The 14,370-nt window shown below is 69.4% G+C and carries 12 protein-coding genes; 7 read left to right on the forward strand and 5 right to left on the reverse strand.

Annotated elements, in window-relative coordinates:
- Positions 1 to 282, forward strand: a 282-nt coding sequence (locus tag IH50_RS39340) for a zinc ribbon domain-containing protein (protein ID WP_158801157.1), incomplete at its 5' end; no start/stop codon positions are given.
- A 179-nt stretch (positions 283 to 461) separates the two neighbouring features.
- On the opposite strand, the gene IH50_RS0104230 is transcribed toward IH50_RS39340, so the two are convergent.
- The gene (locus tag IH50_RS0104230; RefSeq protein ID WP_030857342.1) at positions 462 to 1,676 is read right to left on the reverse strand and encodes a glycosyltransferase; all 1,215 of its coding nucleotides are present in this window, start codon (positions 1,674 to 1,676) and stop codon (positions 462 to 464) included.
- Positions 1,673 to 2,290: a MerR family transcriptional regulator gene (locus IH50_RS0104235; protein ID WP_030857344.1), complete on the reverse strand. Its 618-nt coding sequence runs from the start codon at positions 2,288 to 2,290 to the stop codon at positions 1,673 to 1,675. Before IH50_RS0104235 ends, IH50_RS0104230 begins: the two co-directional genes overlap by 4 nt.
- 612 nt (positions 2,291 to 2,902) lie before the next feature.
- Here IH50_RS0104235 and IH50_RS0104240 point away from each other — a divergent pair.
- A complete protein-coding gene (locus tag IH50_RS0104240) occupies positions 2,903 to 3,613 on the forward strand; it encodes a glycoside hydrolase family 11 protein (protein ID WP_030857346.1) in 711 nt (236 codons plus the stop codon).
- Positions 3,614 to 3,663: 50 nt separating this feature from the next.
- On the opposite strand, the gene IH50_RS0104245 is transcribed toward IH50_RS0104240, so the two are convergent.
- Positions 3,664 to 4,233 carry a hypothetical protein gene (locus IH50_RS0104245; RefSeq protein ID WP_030857348.1) on the reverse strand — a complete coding sequence of 190 codons (570 nt, stop codon included), beginning with the start codon at positions 4,231 to 4,233 and terminating at the stop codon, positions 3,664 to 3,666.
- A gap of 402 nt (positions 4,234 to 4,635) precedes the next feature.
- A complete protein-coding gene (locus IH50_RS0104250) occupies positions 4,636 to 6,084 on the reverse strand; it encodes an endo-1,4-beta-xylanase (protein WP_030857350.1) in 1,449 nt (482 codons plus the stop codon).
- Positions 6,085 to 7,117: 1,033 nt separating this feature from the next.
- On the opposite strand from IH50_RS0104250, the gene IH50_RS0104255 reads away from it, so the two are divergent.
- Positions 7,118 to 8,545 carry a non-reducing end alpha-L-arabinofuranosidase family hydrolase gene (locus tag IH50_RS0104255; RefSeq protein ID WP_030857352.1) on the forward strand — a complete coding sequence of 476 codons (1,428 nt, stop codon included), beginning with the start codon at positions 7,118 to 7,120 and terminating at the stop codon, positions 8,543 to 8,545.
- Positions 8,546 to 8,623: 78 nt separating this feature from the next.
- Here the strand turns inward: IH50_RS0104255 and IH50_RS0104260 are convergent, their stop codons facing one another.
- Positions 8,624 to 9,265, reverse strand: coding sequence for an MBL fold metallo-hydrolase (locus IH50_RS0104260; RefSeq protein ID WP_030857354.1), 642 nt, complete (start codon positions 9,263 to 9,265; stop codon positions 8,624 to 8,626).
- Positions 9,266 to 9,349: 84 nt separating this feature from the next.
- Between IH50_RS0104260 and IH50_RS0104265 the strand changes: the two genes are divergently transcribed.
- The 4 genes from IH50_RS0104265 (at position 9,350) to IH50_RS0104280 (ending at position 14,275) form a co-directional block, all read left to right on the forward strand.
- Positions 9,350 to 9,847 carry a MarR family winged helix-turn-helix transcriptional regulator gene (locus tag IH50_RS0104265; protein WP_158801159.1) on the forward strand — a complete coding sequence of 166 codons (498 nt, stop codon included), beginning with the start codon at positions 9,350 to 9,352 and terminating at the stop codon, positions 9,845 to 9,847.
- Between the two features lie 393 nt (positions 9,848 to 10,240).
- Entirely contained in the window at positions 10,241 to 11,806 is a 1,566-nt protein-coding gene (locus IH50_RS0104270; RefSeq protein WP_030857358.1) for a Re/Si-specific NAD(P)(+) transhydrogenase subunit alpha, read from the forward strand.
- 7 nt (positions 11,807 to 11,813) lie between these two features.
- Positions 11,814 to 13,205 (forward strand): Re/Si-specific NAD(P)(+) transhydrogenase subunit beta, encoded by a 1,392-nt coding sequence (gene pntB, locus IH50_RS0104275; RefSeq protein ID WP_030857360.1) that lies wholly within the window; start codon positions 11,814 to 11,816, stop codon positions 13,203 to 13,205.
- 671 nt (positions 13,206 to 13,876) lie between these two features.
- Positions 13,877 to 14,275: a hypothetical protein gene (locus IH50_RS0104280; RefSeq protein WP_030857362.1), complete on the forward strand. Its 399-nt coding sequence runs from the start codon at positions 13,877 to 13,879 to the stop codon at positions 14,273 to 14,275.
- Positions 14,276 to 14,370 lie beyond the last annotated feature (95 nt).

Raw genomic sequence — 14,370 nt, forward strand, 5'->3', positions numbered from 1 at the left:
GCCCAGTGGTACGGCCGCGAAGTGATCGCGATCGACCGCTGGTTCCCCTCCTCCAGGCTGTGCTCGACCTGCGGCACCTTGCGGGACAAGATGCCGCTGCACGTCCGCACCTGGACGTGTGACAGCTGTGGGACGATCCATGACCGGGACGTGAACGCGGCGAAGAACATCCTGGCCGTCGGGCTGACGGCGTCTGTCTGTGGAGCCGGTGTAAGACCTCAACGGAGTACTCCGGGCGGGCAGTCGGCGATGAAGCAGAAAACCCCACGGCGCGAGCCGTAGGAATCCCCCTCCTTCAGGAGGGGGAGGAAGTCAACGGGCTCGGGATCACTGTGATCGGCCACGCCGTCAAGCCCACGGGGTGATTCACGCTCGTCACTCACGTGCCGGCACCAGCGCTGTCAGGGCGGGGTGAAGAGACAGCCCCAGGCGACGGGACGAGCGCGAGGAACGGTTCGGCGTCATCCCTCGGTCAGGTGCCGGACGGCCTTGAGCGTCCTTTGTGCTCCGTCTTCGGTCGCCATGTGGTGTGCCGCTGTCGCGGCGGCTCGACTGTGGGACTGCTGCCTCACCGCTTGGTGAAGGGAGGCGGCGAGCCGTTCGGCGGTGAGGGACCGGAACGGGATCGGGTCGGTGGCGGCGCCGAGGGCGGCGAGTCGGCCGGCCCAGAACGGCTGGTCCGCGGTCACCGGGACGGTGACCGCGGGCACTCCGGCGCGCAACGCGGCGGCCGAGGTGCCGGCCCCGCCGTGGTGGACCACCGCGGCCAGCCGCGGGAACAGCAGGGCGTGCGGTACGTCCCCGACGGTGAGCACGTCGTCCCCGTCGGCGGCGAGTCCGGCGCTGCCGGCCTGGAGGATGCCGCGCAGGCCGGCGCGGCGCAGGGCTCGTACCGCGATCTCGCTCAGCCGTTCCCCGTCGCCGGACGCCATGCTCCCGAAGCCGATGAGGACGGGCCGGGGTCCGGCGGACAGGAAGTCCTCGAGCTCGGCAGGCAGCCGTTCAGCCGGGTCGTGATGGGGCCACCAGTTGCCTACGACGTCCAGGCCGGGGCGCCAGTCGGAGGGACGTGGTACCAGGGCCGTACTGAAGCCGTGCAGGACGGGCCAGTCCACCTGCTCCTGGCGCCGGCGCACCTCGGAGGGGGAGGCCGGGGGAAGGGCGAGGCGGTGGCGCAGCTGTGCGACCGCCTGTGCGTAGACGCGGTCGGCCATCCGCAGCGCGAAGCGTCCGGTCGCCCGGTTGGCGAGCCGGCCCAGTGAGCGGGTGCCGGTCACGACGGGCGGGAAGTCGCCGGTCGGTGCGGTGGGCTGGAGGTACACGCCGAGGCTCGGTGTGCCCGTGGCCTCGGTGAGGTGCCAGCCGAGGGGAGCCGTGGTGGTCGACAGCAGGAGCAGGTCCGTGCCCTTGTCCACCGCGTCGGCGAAGCCCTGGCCCAGTTCGGTGATGAAGGCCGAAGCGGCCCGCATCAAGTCCCGTTTGCCCGTGACATCGCCATGCCCCCGCGTGTCCGCGGGCAGACTCCGGAACTCCAGCCCCGCCTCGCGTGCGAGGGGTGCGAAGGTGTCGGTGGCGGCGAGGGCGACGTCGTAGCCGGCCCGGCGCAGTTCGGCGCCCAGGCCCGTGTAGGGCGCGACGTCGCCGCGCGATCCTGCCGAGGCGATCATGATTCTCATCGGTTCTCCTCACCATCGGTGCCGTCACCGGCGCGGCGGGCCGCGTTGGCGTAGACGGCCTTGCGCGTGTAGGCGGCCAGGCCCGGGCGTTGCTGCGAGGGCGGTACGACCAGGGCGAAGGCGCGCGGGTCGGCGACGAAGTCGTCCGCGATGCGCCGGTGCATGTCGGGCGGGCAGGAGGTGAACCAGCGTGCGCACTTCAGCTCCGCCTCGGTGGCGTAACTCAGGTCGAAGGCGACCTCACCGAACACCTCGAAGCGTTCCTCGGGAGTCAGGGGCACCCCGGTCTTCTGGACCTCGATGGCCCGTTCCGCCACCTCGGCCAGCCGCTGCAGCCTGGCGATCTCCTCGTTCAGCTGCCGCTGCCGGGCCCGGAGCCGCTCCAGGGGGTTCACCTGCGGATCCTTGAAGATCGCGGCGATCTCGGCGAGGGGGAAACCGAGTTCGCGGTAGAAGAGGATCTGCTGGAGACGGACCAGGTCGGCCTCGCTGTAGAGCCGGTATCCGGCGTGGCTGCGGTCACTGGGCGAGAGCAGTCCCGCCTTGTCGTAGTGATGCAGTGTCCGCACCGTCACGCCGGCGAAGGCCGAGACCTGCCCCACGGAGTAACTCATCCACCTGCCCTTTCGTCGGCCCACAGCTTCAAGCCTGACGTAGGGGGAGGGTCAACTCGCGTCCGGCCGCGACAGGGTGAGGGCCGCGTTCGCAGGGGTGACCGCGCCGCGCTCGCGTTCGTCGCGGCCTCGCGCGGTATCGCGCCTCGACGCAGGCGACGGTCGCGGATCTCGCCGCGTCGTACGCGGTGGTCCGGACCGGGCCGCTCGCGCGCGGTCGTTTCCGGCGGGGTGTCGCAGTCGCGTCCACACCTGGTCGAAAGTTTCGGAGGGGTGTGGATGTGCTTGCGTTGCACCCCTCTCTTATCTCATTCCGTCCCCCATGGCGGTTTGTCTGAGAGGCGGTTTGACCAGGGAAGATATGCTCGCCAAGGCCTCCGCTGGTGAAAGAAGTGTTTCCGAAAGGTCGTCGAAAGTATTGACAGGGTCATGGCGTTCTACGAAAACTGTGGCCACCGGACGACAGGAGGCCGCCGTTCCCCTCGCGTCATGCGACCGGGGAGGGCGGCCGGTCGTCGCGGCGCGGCGGCGGGTGACCCCCCGCCGTGTTCCATGCAAGGCCGCGGACGGCAGACGTCGCCCGCCCCCCACCAGCCTTCATCGGGAGGACGCATGCAGCAGGACCACATTCAGCAGAACCCCGCCCCCTTCAGCGGCTTGAGCCGGCGAGGCTTCCTCGGCGGCGCCGGCACCGTCGCGCTCGCCACCGCGTCCGGACTGCTGCTGCCCGGCGCCGCCCACGCCGCCACCACCATCACCACCAACCAGACCGGGTACGACGGCATGTACTACTCGTTCTGGACCGACGGCGGCGGCTCCGTCTCCATGACCCTCAACGGCGGCGGCAGCTACAGCACCCGGTGGACCAACTGCGGCAACTTCGTCGCCGGCAAGGGCTGGAACACCGGCGGGCGCAGGACGGTCCGCTACACCGGCTGGTTCAACCCGTCGGGCAACGGCTACGGCTGCCTCTACGGCTGGACCTCGAACCCGCTGGTGGAGTACTACATCGTCGACAACTGGGGCAGCTACCGGCCCACCGGCGAGCACCGGGGCACCGTCTACAGCGACGGCGGCGTGTACGACATCTACAGGACGACGCGGTACAACGCCCCCTCCGTCGAGGGCACCCGCACCTTCAACCAGTACTGGAGCGTCCGCCAGTCGAAGGTGACCAGCGGCTCCGGCACCATCACCACCGGCAACCACTTCGACGCCTGGGCCCGCGCGGGCATGAACATGGGCCAGTTCAGGTACTACATGATCATGGCCACCGAGGGGTACCAGAGCAGCGGAAGCTCGACCATCACGGTCAGCGGCTGACCTCTGCCCGGCGAACCACCGGCTGCGGGCCCCGTCCTCAGGACGGGGCCCTACGCCATGAAGTGGGTCGCGGAACGGGCCCGCTCCCAGATGCCGGGAATCTGCTCGGAGGGACGCTGCTGCTCGCCGTGGAGGGCGTTGAGCACCACCAGGCAGCCGGTCAGCGCCGGCACCGCCCACTGCGCGACGGCCAGTTGGCGCCGCGCCTTGTCGAGGTCGATGGGGTGCTTCTGCGCGTTCTCGACGTCCTCGGGATCGGTCGACGAGGCCAGCTCGACCTTCTTGCCCAGGGCACGGGCGTAGGCGGTGGCGGCCAGAGCGGCGGCGGTGACAAGGGTCTTGGCCGTGGTGGAGGCGGCCACTCCCTGCTGGGTGGCGACGCGGTGGGCGTTCGCGACGAGCAGTCCGCCGCCGCCGAACAGATGCGCGCCGATGGCGGCGGCGTTGACCGGAACCCACTTCGCCCATCCCGACGACGAGATCCGGTCGGCGGCCGCCCCCTGTCCGCCCACGTCCTGAGCCGCACCGTTGAGGCCGACCGCGCCCATCAGCGAGCCGCCGAACCAGGCGGCCAGACCCACATCGTGCAGGCTGCGGATGAGAGTGTTGCGTTCGGACATGATGGTGCTCCTTCACACAGCGAACCGGGGGCGCACCGACGGAAACGTCGAGCACGCTCCCACTCTCGCCTCGCCCCGGCCCCACCGCCATCACGGCTGAGCCGGACGGGTGCGGCACGCGGGAGGGAAGAGCGGAGGGCGGCTGCCGGTGATCCGGTGGTTCGGCGACGCCGTCGCGGCCCGCCCCGGTCCGGGGACCGGGGCGGGCCGCTGTCGACCGGCCGGCGTGATGTACCGTCCGGCGCCCTCGACGTCGTCGCGCGCTCACGGACTCCGCCGGACCGCGAGGGCCGCCGCCTTCACGGCGGCGGCCCGGGACCGTCAAGGATGTCTTCCTGGAGGGGCGGGAGGAGCCGCACCTCAGGCTGTCATCGATGCGCCTTCCGGCTGTGACGGGTCCCCTCAGGCGCGGGTCCAGCGCTGGTTGCTGCCGTTGGAGCAGGAGTAGAGCTGGATCAGGGTGCCGTTGGCGGTGCCGGTGCCCACGGCGTCGAGGCAGAGGCCGGACTGGACGCCGACGATGGAGCCGTCGGAGTTCACGCGCCACTTCTGGTTGTCGCCGCCCCAGCAGCTGTAGATCTGGACCTTGGCGCCGTTCCCGGTGCCGGCGGCGTCCAGGCACTTGTCGCCGTAGACCCTCAGCTCACCGGCGTCGGTCTGCGTCCACTGCTGGTTGGAGCGGCCGTTGCAGTCGTACAGCTGGACCTGCGTGCCGTCGGTCGTGCTCGCGTTGGGCACGTCCAGGCAGCGGCCCGAGCCGACGCCCTTGATGGCGGTGCCGTCACCGGGCTCCTCCGGGTCCGGGCCGCCGCCGCCGTCGCCGTTGTTGAGGGCGTTCAGCACGGAGGAGTACGCCTGCTTCTTGCTGCCGTCGTTGTTGAACAGCAGAGGGGTGTCGCTCGAACGCCAGGAGTCCATGTCACGCACGCCCCAGACGGTCACGCCGAGGCAGCGGGAGACGGCGAGGCAGTCGTTGACCACGGCGGAGTAGGTGTTCGGCGACGCGCCCTGGATGTCCAGCTCGGTGATCGCCACGTCGACACCGAGCGCGGCGAACTGCTGAAGCGTCGTACGGAAGTTGCTGTTGTACGGGCTGCCGCTGTTGAAGTGCGACTGGAAGCCGACGCAGTCGATCGGCACGCCGCGCGACTTGAAGTCCTTCACCATGTTGTACATGGCCTGGGTCTTGGCCCAGGTCCAGTTCTCGACGTTGTAGTCGTTGTAGCAGAGCTTGGCGGACGGGTCGGCGGCGCGCGCGGTGCGGAAGGCGACCTCGATCCAGTCGTTGCCGGTGCGCTGCAGGTTGGAGTCCCGGCGGGCGCCCGAATTGCCGTCGGCGAACGCCTCGTTCACCACGTCCCACTGCACGATCTTGCCCTTGTAGTGGGCCATCACGCCGTTGATGTGGTTGATCATCGCCTGGCGCAGGGTGCTGCCGCTGAGGTTCTGCATCCAGCTGGGCTGCTGGGAGTGCCAGGCCAGGGTGTGGCCGCGCACCTGCTTGCCGTTCTGCACCGCCCAGTTGTAGACGCGGTCGGCGGACGAGAAGTTGAACTGACCGCGCTGCGGCTCGGTGGCGTCGATCTTCATCTCGTTCTCGGCCGTCACCATGTTGAACTCACGGGACGCGATCGACGTGTACGCCGAGTCGCCGAGCTTGCCCGAGGCGATGGCGGTGCCGAAGTAGCGGCCGCTCTGCGCCGCCGCGGCGCCGAGCGTGCTCTCGGCGGCGTGGGCGGGCGGCGGCGCGGCCACCGCGGTGGCCGCGCCGAGGACGCCGACGGCCAGCGCCAGCAGCAGGCCGCGGACTTTCCGCCGGGCGGCGGGTCCGGGGAGGGCGTACGAGCCCATTACTGTGCCTCCAAGGTAGACATGGGGGAAGGACTGGAGTGCGGGGGAGTGTGGCGTCCGCTCCCTTGCGGCGGACGGACGGAGCGGTTCCGGAGTCCGGGCGGCACGGAGCCGCCGGACACCGCGGTCATGGAACGGGCCGGTTTTCGGTACGGGTACGGGAGTGATCCGTCGCGGCTCGGCCGGGGAAGCGTCACGCGGCGTCGCGTACCTCTTCGACCGCGTGGAGAGCCAGGACGCGCCGGCGCGAACCTCACCGGAACGACACGGGGTGGTGCGGGTGGTTCGGTGTGCGGATCTGTGGTGCGGTGGTGCGTGGATCTGCCGTGCGACATGGCTTGTCCAAGGCGGTGTGGTTCGACATATCGATCTGTGGCCGCTTTCCCAGACAGGAATGATTGGGGTGTTGACGATGCATCGTCAATACTTCCTGCAAGAAAACTTTCTGTTCGTTGTTCGAAACTTTCGAAGCCTCGAGAGTTGGGTGCTGAGCCCCCCGGTGTCACCGGTGACGGGCCGGGTCGAGAGCTCGCGAGGGTGGCGGCGCCCCGGCTTCTGAGGGTGGTGGATCCTGCTGGATCCGCCGATCCGGCCTGACGTGCGACGTCTCGCGGGCGAGCTTCCCCTAATGTTTCGACACCGGCAGCGATACGTGCGAGAGGTATTGACGCCGTTCACCGGCTCCCTATCATTCAGGTTGCTCGATCCTTCGACCCATGTTCGATATGACGAACATGTCGATGCTTCACTGCGCGGCGGGTGCCTCCGGGGCGTACCGCCCGAACGCGGAACCGCAAGGAGTCGTGTCATGCGCGTATGTCATGGTCTTGACAATTTCTTGTCGTCGCCTCTTCGTCCGGGCCGCCCGAAGGCGCCGGGCGTCACCGGTCTTTCGAAAGGCCGTGAAAGGCCGGGAGGTGCGAACGGTCCGCCGTGACGCTCACGGACCGCCGCACACCGCACCGCACCGACAGTCCGGCCGGCCTCGCCGGAGGCAGGCCGGAACCACCCACTCGAGGTTGAGGAAGTCCCCATGCGCAGAGGAAGTTTCAGCCGCAGACATCCGTCCGCGGCGCTCGCCGCCGTGGTCGCGGCCCTGGCCGCGCTGGCGGCGATGCTCGTCGTCACCCCGGCCCAGGCGGCCAGTAGCGGCAGCTTGCGCGGTGTCGGTTCGGGCCGGTGTCTCGATGTGTCGGGCGCCGAACAGACCGACGGCACGTACCTGCAGCTCTACGACTGCTGGAACGGAACCAACCAGCAGTGGACGTTGACGGACGCCAACCAGTTGACCGTGTACGGCGACAAGTGCCTGGACGTTCCGGGCCACGCCACCACGGCCGGTACCCGGGTGCAGATCTGGAGCTGCAGCGGTGCCGCGAACCAGCAGTGGCGGGTGAACTCCGACGGCACGGTCGTCGGCGTGGAGTCCGGGCTGTGCCTGGACGCGAAGGACCACGGCACGGCCAACGGCACGGCGGTGCAGCTGTGGACGTGCAACGGCGGTGACAACCAGAAGTGGACCGGCCTGACCGGGACGCCGCCGACGGACGGCACGTGTGCCCTTCCGTCCACGTACCGCTGGACGTCGACGGGGGCGCTGGCGCAGCCGGCGAACGGGTGGGCCTCGCTGAAGGACTTCACCACCGTGACGCACAACGGCAGGCACCTGGTCTACGCGTCCAACTTCTCGGGATCCTCGTACGGATCGATGATGTTCAGTCCCTTCACGAACTGGTCGGACATGGCGTCGGCCCGCCAGACCGGGATGAACCAGGCCGCGGTGGCGCCCACGCTGTTCTACTTCGCGCCCAAGAACATCTGGGTGCTGGCCTACCAGTGGGGTTCGGCGGCCTTCATGTACCGCACGTCGAGCGACCCCACCAACCCCAACGGCTGGTCCTCCGCGCAGCCGCTGTTCACCGGGAGCATCTCCGGCTCCGGCACCGGCCCGATCGACCAGACGCTGATCGGCGACGGCCAGAACATGTACCTGTTCTTCGCCGGTGACAACGGCAAGATCTACCGGGCGAGCATGCCGATCGGGAACTTCCCGGGCAACTTCGGGTCGTCGTACACGACGATCATGAGCGACACGGAGAAGAACCTCTTCGAGGCGCCGCAGGTCTACAAGGTCCAGGGCCAGAACCAGTACCTCATGATCGTCGAGGCTCGGGGTGCGACCGAGCGGCGCTACTTCCGCTCCTTCACGGCATCCAGCCTGAACGGCTCCTGGACCCCCCAGGCCGCCAGCGAGAGCAACCCCTTCGCGGGCAAGGCCAACAGCGGCGCCACCTGGACCGACGACATCAGCCACGGTGAACTGGTCCGCGCCAACCCCGACCAGACCATGACCATCGACCCCTGCAACCTGCAGCTCCTCTACCAGGGCAAGGACCCCAACGCGGGCGGCGATTACAACCGGCTGCCGTGGCGGCCGGGCCTCCTCACCCTGCGGCGCTGACCTTCCCGGTCCACGGCGGGGGAGTGGAGCCCGGGTCCGGGCTCCACCTCCGGCGTGGACCGGTGCGGCCGGCCGGGGTCACACGGTGATCGCGTCCCCCTCCGGGACGATGGTCAGGGGCACCTCGGTCAGCGCCGCGGGGCTCAGGAAGCGGGCCGTCGACTCCTGGCCGGTCCGGCTGAGCATGATCTCGTGGATCTGGACGAGACGGCTGGGCCCGACCTCGCGCACGTAGTCCGCCGCCCGGCCGAGATGGGTCCAGGGGCCGCTGGTGGGCAGCAGCAGCGTGTCGACCGGTGCGGGTGGTGTCTGGTAGGCGTCACCGGGGTGGAAGACCCGGCCGTCGACGAGGTAGCCGACGTTGGTGACGCGGGGGATGTCGCGGTGGATCGTGGCGTGCAGGTCGCCGGAGACCGCTATGCCGAAGCCGGCGACATCGACACGGTCGCCGGCCTCGACCGCGGTGACCTGGGCGCGTCGGTCCGGCCAGCGTCCGACCACACCGGCCGGCCCGTAGACCCGCAGGCCGGGGCGGGCGTCCAGGGCCCGGGCGATCAGGTCCTCGTCGAAGTGGTCGAAGTGTTCGTGCGTGATCAGGACGGCGTCGGCGGCGGCCACCACCTCCTTCGCGTCAGGGGTGAACGTGCCCGGGTCGACGGCGATCCGCCCACCGTCCTTGACCAGCGACACACATGCGTGGGCGTGCTTGATCAGCTTCACTGCCGGCTCCCGTCGGCTTGATGTACAGGGTTCCCTGCACAATATATACAGGGTGCCCTGTATGACCTTGCTAGGCTGGCAGACGTGAACAACGCGACTTCGAACGAACCGGCTCCTCTCTCCGGCGAGTTGGCCGCCCGCCTCAGGGCGGTCGTCGGCACCCTGGTCCGCAGTGCCCGCACCGCCGACCGCCTCGCGTCCGTCCCGGCGGCGGTGCTCGGCCTCCTCGACACGGGTGGGCCGATGACCACGGCCGACCTGGCGGCGGCCCGCGGGGTGCGTCACCAGACGATGGCCGCGACCGTCAGGGAACTGACCGACGCCGGCTTCCTGGCCGTACGCCCTGATCCGGGCGATGCCCGCAGAAAGGTCCTCACGTTGACGGGGGAGGGGAAGGAGGCGCTCGACGCGGACCGCCGTCAGCGCGTCGGCGTCCTCGCCGACGCGCTGGAGGAAACGCTGGACGAGGAGGACCGGCGCGCCCTGGCGCACGCCCTCGACCTCATCGAGCGGATCAGCGGCAGCATCCGGGACGGCCGTTCCTTCACCGGCGAGCGCGAGTTCACCACCGGATCATGGTGACGAGGCCCGGACGGCCCGCGCCCGCCCCGCCGTCCGTGTTCTCGTAGGCCGCCGTCGGCCACCTCCCGCGCACGTGCCACGCCGTACCGCTTCCGACCGGGCTCCGTCGCCACCCGGAGCGAGGCGTACCGTCCACGGAATGTGCGCGTACGCCGACTCCGCGTACGCGGAGTGCCGTCGGCGCGATCGGCACGGTGCGACGTGCTTCATGCCGCCGCCACGTCGACTGCGGCGGGAAGTGGACCTACCGTACTTCCACGGCCGCTGATCGATCGCCGGGTACCGCCGCGGAGTGGGAAGCCGGGGCCCTTCCCGGAACGGGCGGCCGGGGCACTTCGGACCATCGCGTCCTCGCGGACCACCAGGGCTGACCACGAGACGAAAGAGCCGAGCATGCTGATCGGAGTGACCCGGGAGACCAGACCCGGGGAGACCAGGGCCGCGGCCACACCCGCGACCGTCAGGCAACTGACCGGACTGGGCTACGACGTGGTGATCGAGACCGGGGCGGGGGCGGGCTCGAGCATCACCGACGAGGCGTACGCGCGGGCCGGTGCCGCGATCGGCACCGGCGAGGAGGCGTGGCGTGCCGACCTGGTCCTCCGGGTGAACGCCCCCGAACTCGTTGAGGTGAAGCGGCTCAAGGAGGGCGCGACGCTGGTCGCCCCGCTCGCGCCGGCGACCAACGGCGGCCTGCTCGCGGCCTTGGCCGCGCACAAGGTCGACGCCTTCGCGATGGACGCCGTCCCGCGTATCTCCCGGGCCCAGTCGCTGGACATCCTCTCCAGCCAGGCCAACATCGCGGGGTACCGTGCGGTGATCGAGGCGGCGCACCACTTCGGCCGGTTCTTCACCGGTCAGGTGACCGCGGCGGGCAAGGTGCCCCCGGCCAAGGTGCTCGTCGCCGGCGCCGGCGTGGCGGGTCTGGCGGCGATCGGCACGGCCGCCTCCCTGGGCGCCGTCGTCCGTGCCACCGATCCACGGCCCGAGGTCGCCGACCAGGTGAAGTCGCTCGGTGGTGTGTATCTGCCGGTGGACGTCGAGACCGAGCAGTCGACCGACGGGTACGCGAAGGCGACCTCCGAGGCGTACGACCGGCGGGCCGCCGAGATCTACTCCGAACAGGCCGCGGACGTGGACATCATCATCACCACGGCCCTGATCCCCGGACGGCCGGCGCCGAGGCTGATCACGGCCGCCGACATCGCCTCCATGAAGCCCGGCAGCGTCGTCGTCGACATGGCGGCCGCCCAGGGCGGGAACGTGGAGGGAACGGTCAAGGACGAGGTCGTCACCACCGGCAACGGCGTGACGATCATCGGCTACACCGACCTGCCCGCGCGGCTGCCGGCACAGTCGTCACAGTTGTACGGCACCAATCTGGTCAACCTGATGAAGCTCCTCACTCCCGCCAAGGACGGCCGGGTCTCCGTCGACCTCGAGGACCCCGTGCAACGCGGGCTGACCGTGGTCCACCAGGGCGACGTGCTCTGGCCACCGCCCCCGGTACAGGTGTCCGCGGCCCCCGCCGGGGCCACCGCGGCGAAGAAGCCGGGAAAGGCGGAGGAACCGGGAAAGGCGGAGGAGAAGGCGGTCAGGGCGGAGAAGAAGCTCTCCGCGAGCGCGAAGGCGGCCCTCGTCGGCACCGGTTCACTGGCGCTGTTCCTCCTCAACGCCTTCGCCCCCTCGGAGATCACCCAGCACTTCACCGTGCTGGCACTGGCGGTCGTGGTCGGCTTCTACGTGATCGGGCACGTGCACCACGCGCTGCACACACCGCTGATGTCGGTCACCAACGCCATCTCGGGGATCGTCGTGGTGGGTGCGCTGCTCCAGCTGACGGGCTCCGACCACGTGGTGCTGGTGCTGGCCGGCGTCGCCACGCTGCTCGCCTCGGTCAACATCTTCGGAGGCTTCGCCGTCACCCGCCGCATGCTCTCGATGTTCCGGAAGGCGTGAGGTGACCATGGACGTCCTCTCGGTCTCCGGCGCGGCGTACCTGGTCGCCGCCCTCCTGTTCATCCTGTCGCTCGCCGGGCTCTCCCGGCACGAAACCGCGTCCCAGGGCTGGGCCTACGGCGTCGCGGGCATGACCCTCGCGCTCGCGGCCACGATCCTGCGGGTCACCGACGCCGGTTCCCTCGTCTCCCTCGCCGTCCTCGGGTCCGCGGTCGCGGCCGGCGCGGTCGTCGGACTCTGGTGCGCGAGGCGCGTGCGGATGACCGGCATGCCCGAACTGATCGCGCTGCTGCACTCCTTCGTCGGTCTCGCCGCGGTGCTGATCGGCTGGAACGGTCACCTGGAGGGGGGTTCGCACACCGACGGCATCCACCACGCCGAGGTCTTCATCGGTGTCTTCATCGGCGCGGTCACCTTCACCGGCTCCGTCGTCGCCTTCCTGAAGCTCTCGGCACGGATGAAGTCCGCGCCGCTGATGCTGCCGGGCAGGAACGCCGTCAACATCGGGGCCCTGGCCGGCTTCGTGATCCTCACGGTGTTCTACGTCATCACGCCGTCACTCGGGCTGCTGACAGCGGTCACCGCGCTGGCGCTGGCCCTCGGCTGGCACCTGGTCGCCTCCATCGGCGGCGGCGACATGCCCGTGGTCGTCTCCATGCTCAACAGTTACTCCGGCTGGGCGGCCGCCGCTTCGGGATTCCTGCTGGGCAACGACCTCCTGATCGTCACGGGTGCGCTGGTCGGCTCCTCCGGCGCGTATCTCTCGTACATCATGTGCAAGGCGATGAACCGCTCCTTCGTCTCCGTCATCGCGGGCGGCTTCGGGCTGGAGACGGGCCCGGCGGGTGACAGGGAGTACGGCGAGCACCGTGAGATCTCCGCGGAGGACACCGCGGAACTCCTCCTGTCCGCCTCGTCCGTCGTCATCACCCCCGGTTACGGCATGGCGGTGGCGCAGGCGCAGTACCCGGTCGCGGAGATGACCCGGCTGCTGCGCGAGAAGGGCGTCGACGTGCGCTTCGCCGTCCACCCGGTCGCCGGGCGGCTGCCCGGACACATGAACGTCCTGCTGGCCGAGGCGAAGGTGCCGTACGACATCGTCCTGGAGATGGACGAGATCAACGACGAACTCGCCGACACGGACGTCGTGCTGGTCATCGGCGCCAACGACACCGTCAACCCGTCGGCGGCCGAGGACCCGGACTCGCCGATCGCGGGGATGCCGGTGCTGCGGGTGTGGGAGGCGGGGAACGTGGTGGTCTTCAAGCGGTCGATGGCCGCCGGCTACGCCGGCGTGCAGAACCCGCTGTTCTTCCGGGAGAACTCCCGGATGCTCTTCGGCGACGCCAAGACCCGCGTCGACGAGATCGTGGGCGCGCTGTCCCGGGTGCCGGTCTGAGCGGGACGGCGGTGTGCTGGTGCGGTGATGTACCGCACCGGCACACCTGGTGAGGGCGAGGGCGGCCAGAACGTCGACGGCCTCGCGTGTACAGCGGAAGACGGTCGCGATCCCGATCCGGAAGCCCGGCCGCGAGCTGTGCGCAGGTGTCACCGCACCGCGAGTGGGCCAGAGCGGGCAGAGCCTGTCGCGCGGCGGGAAGGCGGCGCCCTCGTGTCCCGATCCGCTGCTGCCTGGCCGTCCGTTGCCGGGTCAGGAACCACAAGGTGCGGCTGGACAGATCAATCGAGGACGGACTGATCCTTGGTGACGTAGACGGATTCTTTCCTTCCCCCTTCGGGCTTGGCCGTTCCCTTGGCGTCATCGGTTTCCGACAGCAGAAGCTCCTCTGGCTTTGTTAGAGTGACTCATGTGTGATATTCGGCGCGCATGTTCCGGCACGGGGAAGAGGTTTCGGTGTGGTCGAGGCGATCCGCGGGAAGGGTGTGCCCGCGTTGAGTCCCTTACGTCGTGCGGTGCTCAGTTCGGTTGTGTTTGTTCTGAATATGCCCATATGGGGAGCGTCTTTGGTGACCTTCTGGTCCTGGTGGTCAGGACCGGGGAGGGCGGTGTCGTGCGGTCCACGTTTCGGCGTGCAGTGCCCGCCGAGTGTGGGCTACGGAGTTGGCGCCATGTGGGTCGCCGTAATCGCCGCAATCGTTCTGCTGGTTCTCATGGCGGACCGACCTATGGGGCCCATGCCTTTCTTGCTGATTCCCTTGGTGTTCGGGTTCGGGTTGGGTGGAAGGTTCGTATGGGCGGCGGTCTTTTATGCCGAGAATCCGGGAACTCGAATTTTTGTCGCCATTCTCGGCCTTATTTTTCTGTTTATTTTGGGATACTTCTACGGGCGAACGCTTGTTCGTGGCGGTGGCGTCGCCGACATCCTTTTCCTCGGGTTGCGCGTGGAGAACAGGATGGCCGTACGGCCCGTGGGGCGGGCGGAGAAGCTGCAGTGGTCGGTTCTCGTCACCGCCCACGTGGCGGGTGCCGTCGTCGGGCTGGCACTGGGCTGGGCGATGCTGCGGTAGCCGGGACGGCCATAGCCGCGGTGGTCGTATGCGCGTCCTGCTTCGCGTGATTGAGGAAAGCGGACGACAGCGCCCCGTACCGGACGGGTCCGGTG

The organism is Streptomyces sp. NRRL S-37 (assembly GCF_000721605.1).
Classification (GTDB): Bacteria; Actinomycetota; Actinomycetes; order Streptomycetales; family Streptomycetaceae; genus Streptomyces.